The organism is Streptomyces sirii (genome assembly GCF_045690365.1).
In the GTDB taxonomy this organism is placed as follows: Bacteria; Actinomycetota; Actinomycetes; order Streptomycetales; family Streptomycetaceae; genus Streptomyces; species Streptomyces sirii.
Window position 1 is genome coordinate 4577166 of the sequence record NZ_CP147982.1, and the last position, 17093, is coordinate 4594258.

Genomic DNA, 17093 nt, shown 5'->3' on the forward strand with positions numbered 1-17093 from the left:
GAGTGAGCGAGCAGCAGCTGACCGGTCGCCTCTACGGCGTGGGCCTCGGCCCCGGTGACCCGTCCCTGATGACCGTGCGTGCCGTCCAGGTCATCGCCGCGGCCGACGTCATCGCGTACCACAGCGCCCGGCACGGACGGTCCATCGCGCGCGCGATAGCCGCCGAGCACCTGCGCGCCGACCACATCGAGGAGGCGCTGGTCTACCCGGTCACCACCGAGTCCACCGACCACCCCGGCGGCTACCGCGGCGCGCTCGACGAGTTCTACGAGGAGGCCGCGGCCCGCCTCGCCGTCCACCTCGACGCCGGCCGCACGGTCGCCGTCATCTCCGAGGGCGACCCGCTCTTCTACGGCTCCTACCAGCACATGCACAAGCGGCTGGCGCACCGTTACCCGACGGAGGTGATCCCCGGGGTCACCTCGATCAGCGCCGCCGCGGCCCGCCTGGGCAAGCCGCTCGCCGAGGCCGACGAGGTCCTGACGATCCTGCCCGGCACGCTCCCGGAGGAGGAGCTGACGGCCCGCCTCGCCTCGACCGACACCGCGGTCGTGATGAAGCTGGGCCGCACCTTCCCCACCGTCCGCCGGGCGATGGAACGTGCCGGCCGCCTCGCCGAGGCCCACTACGTCGAGCGCGCCACCATGTCCGGCGAACGCACGGACAAACTGGCCGACATCGACTCCGACACCGTCCCCTACTTCTCCGTCTCGGTCGTCGCCAGCCGCGTCGCGGAGCAGTCCTACCAGGCCCCCGAGGCGGCGCCGGACCCCGCCGCCGAGCCGTCCGGTCCCGGTGAGGTCGTGGTCGTCGGCACCGGCCCGGCCGGCCCGCTCTGGCTCACCCCGGAGTCCCGCGGCGCCCTCGCCGCCGCGCAGGACCTCGTCGGCTACACCACCTACCTCGACCGCGTCCCGGTACGTCCCGGCCAGCGCCGCCACGGCTCCGACAACAAGGTCGAGTCCGAACGCGCCGAACTCGCCCTCGATCTGGCCCGCCGCGGCCGGCGGGTGGCCGTGGTCTCCGGCGGCGACCCGGGCGTCTTCGCCATGGCCACCGCAGTCCTCGAAGTCGCCTCCCAGGACCCCTACCGCTCCGTGCCGGTACGCGTCCTGCCCGGCGTCACCGCCGCCAACGCGGCCGCCGCCCGCGCCGGCGCCCCGCTCGGCCACGACTACGCGGTCATCTCGCTCTCCGACCGCCTCAAGCCCTGGGAGGTCATCGCCGCCCGCCTCCGCGCCGCCGCGGGTGCCGACCTGGCCCTCGCCCTCTACAACCCCGGCTCCCGCAGCCGCACCTGGCAGGTCGCCAAGGCCCGCGAACTCCTCCTGGAACACCGCGCCCCGGACACCCCGGTCATCCTCGCCCGCGACATCGGCGGCCCCGAGGAGTCGGTCCGCACCGTCGCCCTGACGGATCTGGACCCGAACCAGGTCGATATGCGCACCCTCCTCATCGTCGGCTCATCGCAGACAGAGGTGGTGCGCCGGGATGACGGCCGGGACGAGGACGTGGTGTGGACACCGCGGAGGTACCCGGAGGAGTAGCCGGGTTGTGGCCCCGCCCCTGTGATGGGCAGGGGCCACACGACGTCACTTGGACCAGTAGGGGTCACGCACGTCCGGCGCGTAGTCCGGTCCCCCATTGGGCGCCTTGGGAAATTTGTCGCCTTCTTCTCCCCAAATGTCACCGCTGACCGCGTCAGATGAGACATCCACACTGGCGCTGACGGAAATATTGCCGTAGCCACCCACGCTGAAATGAACAACGCAACCGTCTGAGGCCGTGGCGGAAAACGACGGCCCTCGGGGATTCATTTCACCGATCTCATACCCAGCCGCCGACCAGTGCTTATAGACGGCCTTGATCAGCTCGGCAAGCTTCGCCTTTGACACCTTGGTGCGCACATAGCGTTTCCGGTCAACGCCCACTTCACCATTCGCCGTATTCGTGAAGGAATTCCTGTGCGCCGATATGTGGGCAGGACCCTCGCGCCATTTGATCCTGGGGCGTATTGCCTTGAAGGTATCATCCAGAACAGCGTCGATCCGCTTGACGGCCTGTTTCACGTTGGCTCGCTCGTGATCATCCCCCCCGAAGACCGAACAGCCACCAAGGCAGCCGGACGCAAGCATCACGCTGGCGACCACCCGGGGAAATTTCCATCGCCTCATCGCCTTCATCGCCTCCCCTGATGGGAAACCTGTTCCGGGTGTCCGGCCACAATCGCACCCATATTATTGAGGGAGTCGCCACCCTCTTCACCGTCGAAGTAACTGGAATGAGAGCCCGCAAGGTCCCCGTCTGCGACTCCGAATCGCTGACCACCAAACTCCTTGCTGGCTGGATCCTGGCCGAAATGCAGCTCGTGCGGATCCATGAGATGCGCAATGGCGGCGCCGGGGCCGAGTTCGTACGGCGATGGAGCATGTGTAACCGGGTCATTCTCTGCCGCACCCACCCACACGTGGTCTGCACCCACGCCAAGCTGCTCAGCCTTCTGGGCTCCGGTGCCGGGACTGCCTACGAGGACGATGTCGTCCGCAGGGATTCCGCCCTCACGCTGGGCAGCCTGCCCCACCGTGAACGAACCATAGCTGTGCCCAATGGCCGTCACATGTGGCCGTTCACCTTGATGAGTGGCCTGGATGCCATCTAGGAACTGCCCGAAGGCTGCCCCGCCCTTCTCGCCCCGCTCCCGGTCAGCAACCGAAAGGTCGGTCTCAGAGAGCCTGTCCGGCCCCCCTTGCGGAGCGTCATATCCAAGCCAGACAATTGAGGCTGTTTTCTGCTGCCTGTCAGCATACTGCGCCGAATCCCACACATTCTTGGCGCGATCCCCGTCTTCGTCTGCGACATCCTTGAGCTGAGTATTGAGCCCAGGAACGTACGCCGCGACGTTGTCCGCAGTATCGGGATCTCCATACGACAGAATTGCCCTCCCCTGCCCCTCCGGCCCGATGCCGAGCAGAAGCGGTTCCGGTTCCTTTCCGGTGTCGCGCTCCAGGCGGGCTCTGATCATCTCGAAGCCCTGCCGTTGCCGCTGAACAGTCGGTGACATAGGTGTGCCCGGCGGGTACATAGCGATCAATCGGTCGAGGTTGACGCGATTAGCCTTGTCGCGAGTCTTCGCCGGGACTCCGTTGAGGTTTCCGATGACGCTCGGGTTCAGCGCCATCTGTTCCTCCTGCTCCTCCTTGCTCAGACCGTTCCACCAGTCCCGGACCTTTTTCGGGTCAGTTCCCTTCGTGGGGGCAGAATCGAGCCCGACGGCCACTCCCGCAATCTTGGAGATGTCCGAGGAGTCCCGCTGCGACTCCAGGCCATTCACGGCAAGCCCTCGGCCGACCCGGAGCCTCGCGAAGGCGGCTCCATAACGGCCGTCTATCTCCACTGCACTCCGCAGGGCGTCAAATATGTGCTCCTCAAGAGTTTGCCGCTCCCGCTCCTTCTCAGGCACTCCCGCGTCCGGGTCTCCGGTGGGTATGTCCCCCTCATCGGCGTACATGACCTCACCGATCGGAGCCACCCGATACCCCCGCCGGATGGCTTCGTCCATTGCCTGATGAAGCGCCTTCTGTTGCGCCCGGAGTTCGGTGATGAGCCCGTCGAGCGTCGTCTGGATCAGAGCGCATTCCTCGCCGGCGAACTGAAAATTATCGCTCAGCCTGCGCATGCGCTTCTGCGCGGCAATTGCGGCCTCGCCCGACCAAGCATGAGCCAATGGCCGGCGCATATGGACGTCCGCGCGGTCGGTGTAGCCGCCGAGCCGATGGGCGATCTGCGCCCATTCATCTTTGGCGCTCTCCAATGCGGAAAAACGGAGGTTCTGAAGGTCTCGCACGGTCAGACTCATCGGGCATCACCCAAAGGGGCTGTCGTGGCGAGCAGCGCTCTGCATCGCCGGGCGGACGGAAACAGAGCTGCCGACGGCAGGACGAGTGAACGCATTGGCGGTTTCTTCGTCGTTCTTCTCGTAGTTGTCCGCAGACGACCGGAGCGAGCGGGCGATCTCACCGCTCTCTTTCCGGACATCATTGAGGCGTTCATGCCAAGCCTTTTGGGTTCTCAGCAGATCTTGGACGAATGCGAAGCCCTCCGCCTGCCCAGGCACGGCCTGATGATGCGCGTTCAAACTACTCAGGGCAGTTCCGACGCCGGCTTGCATCTCTTCGCCGTGGACGGCTGCCGCGCGCAACGCAGCCGGGTCGACGTTGGTGGTCGACATGATTTCCCCGATCCCCCGTTTTTCTTCGGCCTTCTGGACCCAGCATCGGGGAGGGCACACACCAGCTCCCCCCCAGGGCTGGACGACCTGTCACCATACGTGATGGCGTCGGGGGAGCCCTTGTCGCAATGACGCGCGATCCAGCCAACCTGTGTCTAGTTCGAAGTCGACCCGAGGCGGCCGGCCTTGACGGTGCGTATGAACGCCGACCAGACCCCGGTCGGAAAGAACAGCGCCGGACCGGCGGGGTTCTTGCTGTCGCGGACGGGGATGGTGGTGACCAGTCCGTCCGCGACCTCGACGCAGTTGTCGTCTCCGCCGTCGCTGTAGCTGCTCTTGCGCCATGCCGCACCGGTCAGGTCGGGCGTCGTCTTCATGGCCTGCTCTCCTCTACCAACTGCCTGATCAGCGACAATGAGTTACGGGGCGTCAGCGCCGCATCCCGCAGGTGATCGTAAGACAGTCGGTAACGCTGGACTTCTTCCGGATCCTCGATCAGTTCGCCCGATCCGTTGCCTTCCAGGTAGGCAACAGCACTGTCATCCGCCATCCACAGGAGCGCGAGCGGGCTGCCCGACAAGCGTTGTACCCCAGCAGAGAACGGAAGCACCTGAATAGCGATGGCTGGCGCTTCGGCGACATCCGCGATTCGAGTCAGCTGGGCATGCCAGACCTCGGCGTCGAGCACCGGACGCCGTAGAACCGACTCGTCGAGAATGAACCGCACGCTGGGCGACGGGCTGCGGCGCAGCAGGTCCTGCCTGCCCAAGCGGGCCGCAACGTTCTCATCCAGCTCGTCAGGGCTTATGGGCGTAGGCCCCAGCGACAACGCGAGCCGGGCGAAGGCTTCGGTCTGCAGCAGGCCAGGAACGATCAACGAGTACTTGTGGATGATCGTGGCCTTGGCTTCGTACCGCATGAACGCCCGATACCTGTCCTTGAACGCATCCAGCCGCGCCAGCCTCCACAGCCGTACGAGCAGCTCACCCGTCCCGTACACCCGGTCCAGCGCCTCCATGACCGGCAGTTTGGAGAGGCGTTCGCCGGTCTCCAGGCGGTGGAGGTACGTGCGGTCGTAGTTGGTCTCCTCGGCCAGCTGGGCCAGCGATCTGCCGGACGCCTCCCGTAACCGGCGGAGTTCGCAGGCGAGGACCCAGCGCGCGGAATCCTCGGTCTCGGAATTCTTTTCGACCATCTTCGAGTCCCTTGTTGCCCTTTCCCGCGACAACGCCGACTCCCTTTCGCGAGCGGCGTCGGAGCGACAACTCTAGGGCTGCACAAGGGAATTGGAAGACCAGTCAGGACTCGAACGGAGAAGAGAAGGAATGGGAGATGTGGAGCGTGATCCGGCGGCCGAGCGGGTCAAGGACGCCGAGGAGGCGCGGGACGATCTGCGGACGGCTCTGAAGGGGGCGGGGATCACCTTGCCATCGCTTTCGCTCGACGGTGTCTCGCTGGCCGGGGACATTCCACGTCCGCTCGTGGACCTGGGGCGCTGTACGCCTGACCTCGCCCGGCGGCTCGCGGAGACGATTCGCAAGGGCGCCACGTGAACGAAGAGAGCGATGAGGCGGCGGACTCCGATGCGGGCCGGGACCCGGAGGAGGAACGGGAAGTGGCAGCGGCACGCCGCCGTGTGGAATTGCAGGATCGGGTCCGGGAAGCGAATCGGTTCAGCTCGTTGTGCCGGCCTCGTTGAGGTCGGGGAGGTCGGGGAAAAGGGTTCGCAGCCAGGTGGCCGCGCCCTCCGGGGTCGGTACCTCCGGTACGCCTCCCGGGGTCGGAGGGCGGCGGACGAGGACGACGGGGATGCCGGCCTCCCGGGCGGCGGTCAGCTTGGGGGCCGTCGCCGCGGCGCCGCTGTCCTTGGTCACCAGGACGTCGATGCGGTGGGTGCGCAGCAGTTCGCGCTCGCCGTCCAGGGTGAAGGGGCCCCGGTCGAGCAGCACCGTCATACGGGGCGGGTGCGGGGGCTCGGGCGGGTCGACGGAGCGGACCAGGAACCACGGGTCGGTGAGGTGGGCGAAGGACGACAGGCCCATGCGGCCGGTGGTGAGGAAGACGCGGGTGCCGAGGGCGGGGAGGGCGGCGGCCGCGTCGGCCAGGGAGGTGACCTGGTGCCAGGTGTCGCCGGGTCCCGGTACCCAGCCGGGGCGGCGGAGGGCCAGCAGGGGAACATGGGCGGTGACCGCGGCCAGGGCCGCGTGGTGACTGATCGTGCCGGCGAAAGGATGGGTGGCGTCGATGAGCACGTCCACCGCGTGTTCGCACAGCCAGCGGGCGAGGCCTTCGGGGCCGCCGAACCCGCCGATGCGGACCTCTCCGTCGGGCAGGCGGGGCGCGGCGACCCGACCCGCGAGCGAGGTCGTCACGCGCAGGGCCGGCTCCGGTGCCAGGGTGGCGGCCAGGCGACGGGCCTCCGTCGTACCGCCGAGGATCAGTACGTGGCGTGGCGGGCGGGCTGCGTCGGGCATGGGATGTGGGTTCCTCCGTGGCTGAAGAGCAAACGAAGGGTACGGGAGGGCAGCCGCGGGGTGCGGGGCCGGGCAAGGGCACGGCCGCGGGCGGGCGCAGCGCGCAGCTCGCGCACACCGGGCTGCGGCACGGCTGGACGACCGGGGCGTGTGCGACGGCGGCGAGCACGGCCGCGTACACAGCGCTGCTCAGCGGTGACTTCCCCGACCCGGTGACGATCACCTTGCCGAAGGGGCAGACGCCGTCCTTCGCGCTGGCGGTGGAGGAGCTGGACGCCGAGGGCGGCAGCGCGCTGGCGGGTGTGGTGAAGGATGCGGGCGACGATCCGGATGTGACGCACGGTGCGCTGATCAGGGCCAGGGTGCGGGCCCTGCCGGCCGGTTCCGGGGTGCGCTTCAAGGCCGGTCCGGGGGTCGGGACGGTGACCCGGCCGGGGCTGCCCCTGGACGTCGGGGAGCCGGCGATCAACCCCGTGCCCCGGCAGATGATGCGGGAGCACCTGGCGGAGGTGGCGCGGCGGCACGGCGGTGCGGGGGCGGCGGCCGACGTCGAGGTGGAGGTGTCGGTCGATCACGGTGAGGAGATCGCGCGCAGTACCTGGAATCCGCGGCTGGGCATTCTGGGCGGGCTGTCGATCCTGGGGACCACCGGGATCGTGGTGCCGTACTCCTGCTCGGCGTGGATCGACTCCATCCGGCGCGGGGTGGACGTGGCGCGTGCGGCGGGACGGACGCATGTGGCCGGGTGCACGGGGTCGACGTCGGAGAAGGTCGCCGTCGCGCTGCACCGCCTCCCTGAGGACGCGCTGCTGGACATGGGGGACTTCGCGGGCGCGGTGCTGAAGTACCTCCGGCGCCATCCGGTGGACCGGCTCACCATCTGCGGCGGGTTCGCCAAGCTGTCCAAACTGGCGGCGGGGCACCTGGATCTGCACTCGGCGCGGTCGCAGGTGGACAAGGGGTTCCTCGCGCAGCTGGCCCGGCGGGGCGGGGCGGACGAGGCGCTGGCGGCGGCGGTGGCCGAGGCCAACACGGGGCTGGCGGCGCTGCAGTTGTGCGCGGCGGCCGGCGTTCCGCTGGGGGATCTGGTGGCGGCGGTGGCGCGGGACGAGGCGCTGGCCGTGCTGCGGGGCGCGCCGGTCGCGGTCGATGTGATCTGCATCGACCGGGCGGGGATGGTGGTGGGGCAGGCGGGGCCGCGGGGACCGGGGGACGACGGCCGCCGCGGTTGATCCGTGGGCCGGTGAGGGCTTCCCCTCTCCCCTCACCGGCCGTTCCGGTCTCGGCTCCGGCTACCGGCCGTTGCCGTCGCGAATCCGCCCGCCTACCGGCCGCCCCCGGGGCGCCGGTTCCTCATCTGCGGTACTCGGCGGTCCTGGGTCCTTCGTTCGAGAAGGGCGGGTAGTTCACGCCGAGCCGCTCGTGCACGCAGGAGTTGTCCAATCCGGTCAGCGAACCCAGCGCCGTCCCGAGGGCGCAGGCGGTCAGCCGTAGAGGGCTGTCGCGCAGCTCGGGATGCTCCTCGCGGCCGTCGTGCCGCTTCCCGTGGTGCTTGCGCTCCGGGTCGTCGCGCACCACGCGCGCCTGGTCGCCCGCCGGCGCGGCGGCGGCCTTCGGGCGGGCGTGGCTGGTGGTGTCGTCGGCGCCGGCCGTGGTGGTGCCGAAGAGGGTCAGCAGGGCTGCGGCGGCCACCGATCCGGCGGCCAGTCTGGTGCGCATCGCGGCGTACTCCTTTGACTCGGGTAACGCGGGTTCCCCGTAGGTGTGCACCGTCCCTACCGGCATCCGGAGGGTGGATAACGGATATTCACCCCGATGCGGTCATATGATCAGTCAGACGCCGCAGGATCCGTGCGGCCGCTCCCGGTCCGCCGAGTACAGATGGCTGTCGCGGAACTGCTCGGCACCCAGGGTGCGGCCGACCATGATGACGGCCGTACGGACCACGCCCGCGGCCTTCACCTGCTCGGCGATGTCGGACAGCGTGCCCCGCAGGACGAGTTCGTCGGGCCGGGAGGCCATGGCGACGACGGCGGCCGGGCAGTCGGCGCCGTAGTGCGGCAGCAGCTCGGCGACGACCCGGTCGACGTACATCGCGGCCAGGTGCAGCACCAGCAGCGCGCCGCTGCGGCCGAGGGTGGCCAGGTCCTCGCCCTCGGGCATGGGGGTGGCGCGCTGGGCGACGCGGGTGAGGATGACGGTCTGGCCGACGGTGGGCACGGTCAGTTCGCGCTTGAGGGCGGCGGCCGCGGCGGCGAACGCGGGGACGCCCGGCACCACGTCGTAGGGCACTCCGGCCGCGTCCAGCCGGCGCATCTGCTCGGCGACCGCGCTGAAGACGGACGGGTCGCCCGAGTGCAATCGGGCCACGTCGTGGCCCTCCTCATGGGCGCGGACCATCTCGGCGGTGATGGTGTCGAGGTCCAGCTGCGCGGTGTCGACGAGCCGGGCGCCGGGCGGGCACTCGGCGAGCAGCTCCCGCGGCACCAGGCTGCCGGCGTAGAGGCAGACCTGGCAGGAGGCGAGCGTACGGGCGCCGCGCACGGTGATCAGGTCGGCGGCGCCGGGACCCGCGCCGATGAAGTGGACGGTCATGGTGGGTGGACTCCTGGGGAGGGCGGGCACAGAGCGGGCGGAGAGCGGAAGGGGGCGAGTGGGGCGGGGCTGCCCGGCCGGGTCGGGAGGCGGGCCGTACGGCTGGGGCGCCGGCCTTACGTCAGCCGCACCGTGGGCATCACGGCCGCCCCGTCACGGGTTTGACGGCCGCCCACTGCGTGACCGGCATCGCCTGCCGCCAGCCCGTGAAGCCGCCGACCGGTACCGCGTGGGAGACCGCGAGGCGGATCAGGTCGCCGCCGTGCCGCCGGTACCACTCGGTGAGCAGCGCCTCGGACTCCAGCGTCACGGTGTTCGCGACGATCCGGCCGCCCGGGGGCAGCGCCTCCCAGCAGGCGGCCAGCAGGCCGGGGGCGGTCAGGCCGCCGCCGATGAACACCGCGTCCGGTGCCGGCAGGCCCGCCAGCGCGGCGGGCGCGGCGCCGTGCACCACGCGCAGCGCCGGTACGCCGAGCGCGCCCGCGTTGCGGCCGATCCGCTCGGCCCGTACCGGGTCGCGCTCGACGCTGACGGCGCGGCAGCCGCGGTGCGCCCGCAGCCATTCGATGGCGATGGAGCCGGAGCCGCCGCCGATGTCCCACAGCAGTTCGCCGGGGGCGGGGGCCAGCGCGGCGAGCGTGGCGGCGCGGACATGGCGCTTGGTGAGCTGGCCGTCGTGTTCGTAGGCGGTGTCGGGCAGGCCGGGGACGGTGGCCAGGGCCGGGGTGCCGGGCTCGCGGACGCAGTCCAGGGCGATGACGTTGAGCGGGTCGGCGGGCGGTGCGTCCCAGTCGGCGGCCGTCCCCCGCACCATCCGCTCGCGCTCGCCGCCGAGTTGCTCCAGTACGCGCATCCGGGTCGGGCCGAATCCGCGGGCCCGCAGCAGGGCGGCGACCTCGGCGGGGGTGCCGGCGCCGGCGGACAGCACCAGCAGGCGGTGGCCGTCGTACAGCGCGCGGGCCAGGTTGTCGGTGGGCCGTCCGACGAGCGTGACGACCTCGGTGTCCTCGACCGGCCAGCCAAGGCGCGCGCAGGCGTGGGAGACGGCGGAGGGGTGCGGGAGGATGCGGAGCCGAGGCCGCGCGGCGGGCGGCTCGTGGCCGCCGGGCGCGACCGCGCCGTGCACCTCCCCCGCCTCCTGCTCCGCCAGTACCTCGGTCAGCGTCCGCCCGATCCCGTAGAACATCGGGTCGCCGCTGGCCAGCACGCACACCCGGCGCCCGGCATACGCGGCGAGCAGGCCGGGGACGGCGGGGCGCAGCGGCGAGGGCCACGGGACGCGCTCGCCCGGGACGTCCGCGGGCAGCAGCGCCAGCTGGCGGGCGCCGCCGATCAGTACCTCGGCCGTGCGCAGGGCCTCCTGGGAGGCGGCGGGCAGTCCGTCCCAGCCGTCGGCTCCGATGCCGACGACGCAGAGGGGTTCAGGAGCGGCCGGGGCGGGTGGTGCGGGGCTCACTGCCGATTACCTCTTACCTCGGATGGGGGTCGGTGGCGGGAGCCGAACTCTACTGACCGGTCGGGTGGGGCCGGCGACCGGGGACGGCCCCACGACTCCGGCGACCGGACAGTCGGCCTCCGTTTGGGCATCGCGGCACCGTTCTCTTCTCACCGCTCTGACCAGGCACGATGGGCCGTTCGACGGTAATGACAACGGTCACCGGTGCAGCCTTTGGATCTTTGGCCGAAGTGCGGTTTGCTTCGCAGCCAGGAGCCAGGAAGGAGCGCGCCCATGACCGAGCACGCCCACAGCCACGGGCACGGCCACAGCCACAGCCACAGCCACGGGGTCTCACCGGACGCGGACCGGCGCTGGCTGCGCGCCGCACTCGTCCTGCTCACCGCGTACATGGCGGTCGAGGTCGTCATCGGCGTGGTGGCGCAGTCGCTGGCGCTGATCTCCGATGCCGCCCACATGCTCACCGACGCGGTCTCGATCGTGCTGGCGCTGATCGCGATGCGGCTGTCCGCGCGGCCGGCGCGCGGCGGCTACACCTACGGGCTCAAGCGCGCCGAGATCCTCTCCGCGCAGGCCAACGGCATCACCTTGCTGCTGCTGTCGGTCTGGCTGGCCTACGAGGCGGTCCAGCGGCTGATCTCGCCGCCCGACGTGACCGGCGGGCTGGTGCTGATCACCGCACTGTCCGGGATCGTGGTGAACCTGATCTGCACCTGGCTGCTGTCCAAGGCCAACCGCTCCAGCCTGAACGTCGAGGGCGCCTACCAGCACATCCTCACCGACCTGTTCGGGTTCGTGGCCACCGCCGTCTCCGGCCTGGTCGTGCTGCTGACGGGCTTCGCCCAGGCCGACGCGATCGCCACGCTGGTGGTCGTCGCGCTGATGCTGCGGGCCGGTACGGGGCTGGTGCGGGAGTCCGGGCGGATCTTCATGGAGGCCGCGCCGGCCGGGATCGACCCGGACGCGCTGGGCGACCACCTGGTCGCCGAGGACGAGGTCGTCGAGATCCACGATCTGCACATCTGGCTGATCACCTCCGGGCACCCCGCGCTGTCCGCGCACATCCTGGTGGCCCCGGGCGGCGACTGCCACAAGGTCCGCCGGAACCTCCAGGAGCTGCTGAGCGGCGAGTACGGCATCACCCACGCCACGCTCCAGGTCGATCACGTCGGCGAACAGGGCGACGCCGACGAGGTGCTGACGCTGGGGCCGCGCCCCGCTCCCGGAACCGCCCCGGAGCCCGCCGCCGACCACTGCGAGAACGCGCACGGCCCGGTGCACCGACCGGGGCCGCATCGGCACTGAGCGCCAGGGTCGCCGCGCGACCCCAGGGCGCCGCCCCTCGGGTGAACCCGGCCCGGGCCAGGGGCCGCGTGCCGCCGGTGGCGGGCGCCGCGGTGCTCGGATGACGGCATGAGAACCGCCGTTGTCCGCGCGCTGCTGTGCGCCGCCGCCTCCCCCGGTCTGATCGCCGCCGTACCCGCCCCGCAGGCACCGCCCGCCGTCTCGGTGTCGGTCGCGGTGACCGACGGCGCCGACGACACCGAGACCGGCAGACGGCTCGAATACCGCGTCACCGTGCACAACCTGGGCGCCGACCAGGTCCACGGGGCCCGGGTCGAACAGCGGATGCCGGCCACCACGACGTCCGCCACCGCCCCCGGCGGCACCGTCCAGGGCCACGGGACGGGGCGCCAGAAGGTCACCTGGCGCGCCGATCTGCCCGCGCACGACATCCAGGTGTTCACCGCCACCGCCGTACTCGGCGACCGCCCGGATCGCACTACCACCGCCGCCCCCGGCACCCTGCGCGCCGCCGCCACGGCCTGCGTCTACGTGGGCGGCTCCTACGCTCCGGTGGCCTGCTCGGGCGATCTCGACGACCTGCCGCAGACCGGCCCGGCGGGCGACGGCAACGACGGCTGGGGGTGGTGGGCGGTGGCCGCCGCGGCCGCCGCGCTGCTGGTGCCCGGGGTGGTGCGGACGGTGCGCCGGCGGCGGGCGGCGACGGCCCCGCGCTGAGCCGGGCACCCGCGCCGGGTCACCCATTGGCACCGGCCCCGCTCGCGAGCGACAGCCCTACGGACTTGCCTGGAAGGTGGCCGTACGGCAGGGCTCACGGGAGGACGACGCGATGTCAGCGAGGGGCCCGACGTCGGCGCGGGGCCTGGCCGGCGGGGTGCTGCTGCTGGTCGGTGCGCTCCTGCTGCCGCTCGGGCTGGCCGCCACCTGGGCCCGCGCCGAACTGACCGAGACCGACAGCTATGTGGAGACGGTGGCGCCGCTGGCCGGCGACGCGGCCGTACAGCAGGCCGTCGTCGACGACGTGACGGACGGGGTGATGGCGCGCATCCAGCTCGACGGTCTGCTGAAGGGGCTGCTCAGAGCCGTACCCCGCGCGGAACGTCCGGCCGTGCGCCGCCACTTCACCCACGGCATCCGGGAATCCGTCGCCAAACAGGTGCGCCAGGTCGTCACCGGCAGCGGATTCCCCGCCATGTGGAACGGGGTGCACCGGACCGCCCACCGGTCCCTGGACGGCACCCTGGCCGCCCCCGGCAACTCGGCGGTCACCCTCGACCTCACACCTGTCCTGGAACGGGTCAAACGCCAGCTGTCCCAAAACGGCTCCGGCATGGGGGTGGACTTCGTCCGCCGGGTGCCGCGCTCCGGCGTGGAGGTGGTGCTGCTGGAGGCCGCGTACGTACCCCGGGTCCGGGCCGTCTACGACGTCGTCCAGCACGGGGCTCGGCTGCTGCCGCCGGCCGCGGCGCTGTGCCTGGCGGGCGGGCTGCTGCTGGCGCGGCGCCGGCGGCGGGCGCTGATCTGCACCGGGGCGGGCTGCGCGGCGGCCGCCGCCCTGCTGGCCGTGGCGCTCGCGCTGCTCCGCGGCCGCACCCTGGACGCGCTGCCCACGATGGTCTCCCGGCCCGCCGCCGACGCGTACGCCGACGCGCTGACCGGTCCGCTGCGGACCGGCGTCTGGCTCGTCGTCGGCGCGGGAACGCTGACCGCGGTGCTGGCCGCGGCGGGGCCGCCGGCGGTCCGGGCCTGGCGCGCACGGCGCGCCGCCGGCCCCGGCTGAGGACCGGTCAGATCGCCAGGACCGTCTTGCCCTGCGCCCGGCCGGTGCGGCTGGCCGCCAGCGCCTCCGGGGCCTCTTCCAGGGAGACCTCGCGGCCCACGAGGACGGTCAGGCGGCCCGCGTCGACATGACCGGCCAGGATCTCCAGCAGCTGCGGGGAGGGCCGGTTGACGAAGTTGAAGCCGCGCAGGTTGTGCTCGGTCAGCTCGTCCGCGTCCGCCGAGCCGATCAGCGAGACGGCCGTGCCTCCGTCGCGCACGGTCCGGGTCAGCTCGCCGAACTCCGCGGGACCGCTGATCATGTCGATCAGCACGTCCACCCCGTCCGGATGCGCCGCCAGGACCTGGTCGGCGAGCGGGCCCGCGGTGTGGTCGACGGTCTCCGCCGCGCCCAGGTTCCGCATCAGCTCCGCCATGGCCGGGCGGGCGGTGGCGATCACCTCGGCGCCGCGGCCGGCCGCGAGCTGGGTGGCGAAGGTGCCGACGCCGCCGGTCGCGCCCACGATCAGCACGCGCTTGCCGTCGGCGATCCGGGTCTCCTCGACGAGGTTGTACGCGGTCATGCCGGCCGTCGGCAGCGCCGCGGAGGTCGCGTAGGTGACGCTGCGGGCGGCGTGCGCGATGCGTTCCTCGTCGGCGATGGCCAGTTCGCAGTACGAGCCCCCACCCTGCTCCGGGCGCTGGAACTGGCCGAACACCGAGTCGCCGACGGTGAACCGCCGTACGCCGGTGCCGATCGCGAGCACCTCGCCGGCCCCGTCCGTGCCCAGGATCAGGGGGAAGGATGCGGGGACGGCGTCCCCGAACATCCCGTCGGCGAGCTTCCAGTCGATGGGGTTGAGTCCGGCGGCGGACAGCCGCACCAGGACCTCACCGGGCCCTGGATCGGGCTGCGGAAGCTCCATGAGCTGCGGCTGTGCGCCGAATGCGTTGACTGCTACGGCTCTCATCGTGGCGTTCCCTTCCACCCTTCCGACCGGTGGCCGAAGTGGATCGTAAGCACGCCGGTGCGGCCGGACGCGGCAGGTGCAAAGGCGGTGCGGCGGAAGCAACTCGTACGGCCCCCCGAGGCGGACGGAAAAGTCGTTCCCGCCCCGGGGGCGCGGCGCCACCGTGGTGAGTTGCCGGTGGCGCCGGAGCCCAGGACCGCCCCTCGTTTCCCCGACCGCTCGGCGGCGTCCGGCTCCAGCGTGGTGAATTCCCTGGTCCGGGGCGTCGCGGCGCAAGAGGCTTACGTCGTGGAAGGGCGGCCCTCGGGTACACATGACCGTATGCGTGTGCTGGTGGTGGAGGACGAGGAGTTCCTCGCGGACATGATCGGCGCGGGGCTGCGCCGCGACGCGCTCGCGGTGGACGTCGCGCATGACGGCCGCGAGGCGCTGGCCAAGCTGCGGCTCGGCGCGTACGACGTGCTCGTCCTGGACCGTGATCTGCCCGGGCCGCACGGCGACGAGGTGTGCCGGTACGTGGTGGAGGAGGGGCTGCCGACGCGGGTGCTGATGCTCACCGCGTCCGGCACGGCCCACGCCCGGGCGGCCGGACTCGGGCCGGCGGCCGACGACTGTCTGACCAAGCCGTTCGCGTACGGGGAGTTGCTCGCCCGGGTCCTGGCGCTGGGCCGGCGGGCCCGGCCCGCCCTGCCGCCGGTCATCGAGCGGGCCGGCGTCACCGTCGACACCGCGCGCAACCTGGCGGTGCGCGACGGCCGTCCACTGGCCCTGACCCGCCAGGAGTTCGGGGTGCTGGAGGTCCTGCTGCGCGCCCAGGGCGCCGTGGTCAGCGGCGACGACCTGATCGAGGAGGTGTGGGAGGAGCACACCGGCTACCGCACCAACGCCGTCCGCGTCACGCTCGGCCAGCTGCGCGCCAAGCTCGGCGACCCGCCGGTGATCGAGACCGTGCCCGGCGCCGGGTACCGGATGAGCGACGCGCCGGGCGAGCGCCGGTGAGAAGTGCCTGGCCGTGGGCGTTCCACACCCGATTGCCCGCATGACGGGACCGGTCGCGGGTGGCGGGATTCAATGACTCAATGATCCGGTTCGAGTCGGTCACCAAGCGCTACCCCGACGGGACCACCGCCGTCGACGACCTCTCCTTCGAGGTCGGCGAGGGGGAGCTGGTGACCCTCGTCGGACCGTCCGGCTGCGGCAAGACGACGACGATGATGATGGTCAACCGGCTCATCGACCCCACTCAGGGGCGGATCTACGTCGACGGTGCGGACATCGCCGGCGTCGACCCGGTCCGGCTGCGCCGCCGCATCGGCTATGTCATCCAGCAGACCGGCCTCTTCCCGCACCGCACGGTCCTCGACAACACGGCCACCGTGCCCTTTCTGACCGGCTGGAAGAAGGCCGCGGCACGCGAGCGGGCGGCCGAACTCCTGGAGCTGGTCGGGCTGGACCCGGCCGTCTACGGCGCCCGCTATCCCGAACAGCTCTCCGGCGGCCAGCGCCAGCGCGTCGGGGTGGCCCGCGCACTCGCCGCCGATCCGCCCGTGCTGCTGATGGACGAGCCGTTCGGCGCGGTCGACCCGGTCGTGCGCGACCGGCTGCAGAAGGAGTTCCTGCGGCTGCAGTCCACCCTCCACAAGACGGTGCTGCTGGTCACCCATGACATCGAGGAGGCCATCCGGCTCGGCGACCGGATCGCGGTCTACGGGGCTGGACGCATCGAGCAGTACGACACCCCCGCGAGCGTCCTCGGCGCCCCGGCCACGCCGTACGTCGCCGAATTCGTGGGCTCCGACCGGGCGTTGAAGCAGCTCTCGGTGACCGGCATCGACCGCGGCGACCTCGAACGCCCGCCGTTCGCCCGACTCGGCGAGCCGGCCGCGCAGGCGGCGGGACGACTGCGGGCCGAGGGGGCCCGCTGGGCGGTGGTGCTGGACGAGGACGGCGAACTGCACGGCTGGGTGGGCGCGGAGGAGCTGACCGGTGGCGCCGGCACGGTCGCCGGACACGCCCGCCGCATGGAGGCCTGGGTGCCGGTCACCGGCACCCTCAAGGCCGCCTTCAGCGAGATGCTCAAGCACGATGCCGGCTGGATCGCGGTCCTGGACGGCGAGCGGTTCCTGGGCGTCCTCACCCCGACCAAGCTCCATGAGGCGCTGCGCCGCGCCATCGACTCGGACGAGCGGGGGGTGCCGCGGGAGCGGGCGCGGGTGGACTCGGTGCCCACGGAGTGAGGGGGGAGGCGAGGAGGGGCTGTGCGCGGAGGGGCCCTGGCGCGTGTTTCACGTGAAACGTCCGCTGTG

The 17093-nt window shown here is 71.6% G+C and carries 18 protein-coding genes; 8 read left to right on the plus strand and 10 right to left on the minus strand.

Annotation, left to right across the window (positions count from 1 at the left end; translation table 11 throughout):
- Window positions 1–2 precede the first annotated feature (2 nt).
- Complete coding sequence (locus tag WAB15_RS20495; RefSeq protein ID WP_399145960.1) at window positions 3–1547, plus strand: precorrin-2 C(20)-methyltransferase; 1545 nt, start codon at window positions 3–5, stop codon at window positions 1545–1547.
- A 45-nt stretch (window positions 1548–1592) separates the two neighbouring features.
- Here WAB15_RS20495 and WAB15_RS20500 read toward each other — a convergent pair whose 3' ends face one another.
- The 5 genes from WAB15_RS20500 to WAB15_RS20520 all read right to left on the minus strand — a co-directional run bounded on the left by WAB15_RS20500 (window position 1593) and on the right by WAB15_RS20520 (window position 5423).
- Complete coding sequence (locus tag WAB15_RS20500) at window positions 1593–2183, minus strand: hypothetical protein (RefSeq protein ID WP_407289371.1); 591 nt, start codon at window positions 2181–2183, stop codon at window positions 1593–1595.
- Window positions 2180–3856 carry an alpha/beta hydrolase gene (locus WAB15_RS20505; protein ID WP_407287123.1) on the minus strand — a complete coding sequence of 559 codons (1677 nt, stop codon included), beginning with the start codon at window positions 3854–3856 and terminating at the stop codon, window positions 2180–2182. The genes WAB15_RS20500 and WAB15_RS20505 overlap by 4 nt, the downstream gene beginning before the upstream one ends.
- A gap of 6 nt (window positions 3857–3862) precedes the next feature.
- Window positions 3863–4228: a type VII secretion target gene (locus WAB15_RS20510; protein ID WP_407287124.1), complete on the minus strand. Its 366-nt coding sequence runs from the start codon at window positions 4226–4228 to the stop codon at window positions 3863–3865.
- 155 nt (window positions 4229–4383) lie between these two features.
- On the minus strand, window positions 4384–4605 hold the full coding sequence (locus tag WAB15_RS20515) for a DUF397 domain-containing protein (protein ID WP_407287125.1): 222 nt from the start codon (window positions 4603–4605) through the stop codon (window positions 4384–4386).
- Window positions 4602–5423 (minus strand): helix-turn-helix domain-containing protein, encoded by an 822-nt coding sequence (locus tag WAB15_RS20520; protein ID WP_407287126.1) that lies wholly within the window; start codon window positions 5421–5423, stop codon window positions 4602–4604. Before WAB15_RS20520 ends, WAB15_RS20515 begins: the two co-directional genes overlap by 4 nt.
- 130 nt (window positions 5424–5553) lie before the next feature.
- On the opposite strand from WAB15_RS20520, the gene WAB15_RS20525 reads away from it, so the two are divergent.
- Entirely contained in the window at window positions 5554–5781 is a 228-nt protein-coding gene (locus WAB15_RS20525; RefSeq protein WP_407287127.1) for a hypothetical protein, read from the plus strand.
- 120 nt (window positions 5782–5901) lie between these two features.
- On the opposite strand, the gene WAB15_RS20530 is transcribed toward WAB15_RS20525, so the two are convergent.
- Window positions 5902–6702, minus strand: a complete 801-nt coding sequence (locus tag WAB15_RS20530) for a cobalt-precorrin-6A reductase (protein ID WP_407287128.1) — start codon at window positions 6700–6702, stop codon at window positions 5902–5904.
- 17 nt (window positions 6703–6719) lie between these two features.
- Here WAB15_RS20530 and WAB15_RS20535 point away from each other — a divergent pair, with 17 nt between their 5' ends.
- Window positions 6720–7934, plus strand: coding sequence for a cobalt-precorrin-5B (C(1))-methyltransferase (locus WAB15_RS20535; protein ID WP_399145952.1), 1215 nt, complete (start codon window positions 6720–6722; stop codon window positions 7932–7934).
- Between the two features lie 121 nt (window positions 7935–8055).
- Here WAB15_RS20535 and WAB15_RS20540 read toward each other — a convergent pair whose 3' ends face one another.
- From WAB15_RS20540 to cbiE, 3 genes are all read right to left on the minus strand, one after another.
- Window positions 8056–8421 carry a hypothetical protein gene (locus WAB15_RS20540; protein ID WP_399145951.1) on the minus strand — a complete coding sequence of 122 codons (366 nt, stop codon included), beginning with the start codon at window positions 8419–8421 and terminating at the stop codon, window positions 8056–8058.
- Between the two features lie 114 nt (window positions 8422–8535).
- Complete coding sequence (cobM, locus tag WAB15_RS20545) at window positions 8536–9297, minus strand: precorrin-4 C(11)-methyltransferase (protein ID WP_399145950.1); 762 nt, start codon at window positions 9295–9297, stop codon at window positions 8536–8538.
- A gap of 139 nt (window positions 9298–9436) precedes the next feature.
- Entirely contained in the window at window positions 9437–10753 is a 1317-nt protein-coding gene (gene cbiE / locus WAB15_RS20550; protein WP_407287129.1) for a precorrin-6y C5,15-methyltransferase (decarboxylating) subunit CbiE, read from the minus strand.
- Window positions 10754–11026: 273 nt separating this feature from the next.
- Between cbiE and WAB15_RS20555 the strand changes: the two genes are divergently transcribed.
- The 3 genes from WAB15_RS20555 to WAB15_RS20565 all read left to right on the plus strand — a co-directional run bounded on the left by WAB15_RS20555 (window position 11027) and on the right by WAB15_RS20565 (window position 13838).
- Window positions 11027–12058 (plus strand): cation diffusion facilitator family transporter, encoded by a 1032-nt coding sequence (locus WAB15_RS20555; RefSeq protein WP_407287130.1) that lies wholly within the window; start codon window positions 11027–11029, stop codon window positions 12056–12058.
- A 108-nt stretch (window positions 12059–12166) separates the two neighbouring features.
- Window positions 12167–12775, plus strand: coding sequence for a hypothetical protein (locus WAB15_RS20560; protein ID WP_399145947.1), 609 nt, complete (start codon window positions 12167–12169; stop codon window positions 12773–12775).
- Between the two features lie 112 nt (window positions 12776–12887).
- The gene (locus WAB15_RS20565) at window positions 12888–13838 is read left to right on the plus strand and encodes a hypothetical protein (RefSeq protein ID WP_407287131.1); all 951 of its coding nucleotides are present in this window, start codon (window positions 12888–12890) and stop codon (window positions 13836–13838) included.
- Between the two features lie 7 nt (window positions 13839–13845).
- Here the strand turns inward: WAB15_RS20565 and WAB15_RS20570 are convergent, their stop codons facing one another.
- Window positions 13846–14787, minus strand: coding sequence for an NADP-dependent oxidoreductase (locus WAB15_RS20570; protein WP_399145945.1), 942 nt, complete (start codon window positions 14785–14787; stop codon window positions 13846–13848).
- 321 nt (window positions 14788–15108) lie between these two features.
- On the opposite strand from WAB15_RS20570, the gene WAB15_RS20575 reads away from it, so the two are divergent.
- Both WAB15_RS20575 and WAB15_RS20580 read left to right on the plus strand, forming a co-directional pair.
- Window positions 15109–15786, plus strand: a complete 678-nt coding sequence (locus tag WAB15_RS20575; RefSeq protein ID WP_407287132.1) for a response regulator transcription factor — start codon at window positions 15109–15111, stop codon at window positions 15784–15786.
- An 80-nt stretch (window positions 15787–15866) separates the two neighbouring features.
- Window positions 15867–17024 carry an ATP-binding cassette domain-containing protein gene (locus WAB15_RS20580; protein WP_407287133.1) on the plus strand — a complete coding sequence of 386 codons (1158 nt, stop codon included), beginning with the start codon at window positions 15867–15869 and terminating at the stop codon, window positions 17022–17024.
- Window positions 17025–17093 lie beyond the last annotated feature (69 nt).

Coding starts and splice junctions, on each gene's coding strand:
- WAB15_RS20500 (WP_407289371.1), bottom strand. CDS start 2,183: ATGAAGGCGATGAGGCGATGGAAATTTCCCCGGGTGGTCGCCAGCGTG.
- WAB15_RS20505 (WP_407287123.1), bottom strand. CDS start 3,856: ATGAGTCTGACCGTGCGAGACCTTCAGAACCTCCGTTTTTCCGCATTG.
- WAB15_RS20510 (WP_407287124.1), bottom strand. CDS start 4,228: ATGTCGACCACCAACGTCGACCCGGCTGCGTTGCGCGCGGCAGCCGTC.
- WAB15_RS20515 (WP_407287125.1), bottom strand. CDS start 4,605: ATGAAGACGACGCCCGACCTGACCGGTGCGGCATGGCGCAAGAGCAGC.
- WAB15_RS20520 (WP_407287126.1), bottom strand. CDS start 5,423: ATGGTCGAAAAGAATTCCGAGACCGAGGATTCCGCGCGCTGGGTCCTC.
- WAB15_RS20525 (WP_407287127.1), top strand. CDS start 5,554: ATGGGAGATGTGGAGCGTGATCCGGCGGCCGAGCGGGTCAAGGACGCC.
- WAB15_RS20530 (WP_407287128.1), bottom strand. CDS start 6,702: ATGCCCGACGCAGCCCGCCCGCCACGCCACGTACTGATCCTCGGCGGT.
- WAB15_RS20540 (WP_399145951.1), bottom strand. CDS start 8,421: ATGCGCACCAGACTGGCCGCCGGATCGGTGGCCGCCGCAGCCCTGCTG.
- cobM (WP_399145950.1), bottom strand. CDS start 9,297: ATGACCGTCCACTTCATCGGCGCGGGTCCCGGCGCCGCCGACCTGATC.
- WAB15_RS20555 (WP_407287130.1), top strand. CDS start 11,027: ATGACCGAGCACGCCCACAGCCACGGGCACGGCCACAGCCACAGCCAC.
- WAB15_RS20560 (WP_399145947.1), top strand. CDS start 12,167: ATGAGAACCGCCGTTGTCCGCGCGCTGCTGTGCGCCGCCGCCTCCCCC.
- WAB15_RS20565 (WP_407287131.1), top strand. CDS start 12,888: ATGTCAGCGAGGGGCCCGACGTCGGCGCGGGGCCTGGCCGGCGGGGTG.
- WAB15_RS20570 (WP_399145945.1), bottom strand. CDS start 14,787: ATGAGAGCCGTAGCAGTCAACGCATTCGGCGCACAGCCGCAGCTCATG.
- WAB15_RS20575 (WP_407287132.1), top strand. CDS start 15,109: ATGCGTGTGCTGGTGGTGGAGGACGAGGAGTTCCTCGCGGACATGATC.
- WAB15_RS20580 (WP_407287133.1), top strand. CDS start 15,867: ATGATCCGGTTCGAGTCGGTCACCAAGCGCTACCCCGACGGGACCACC.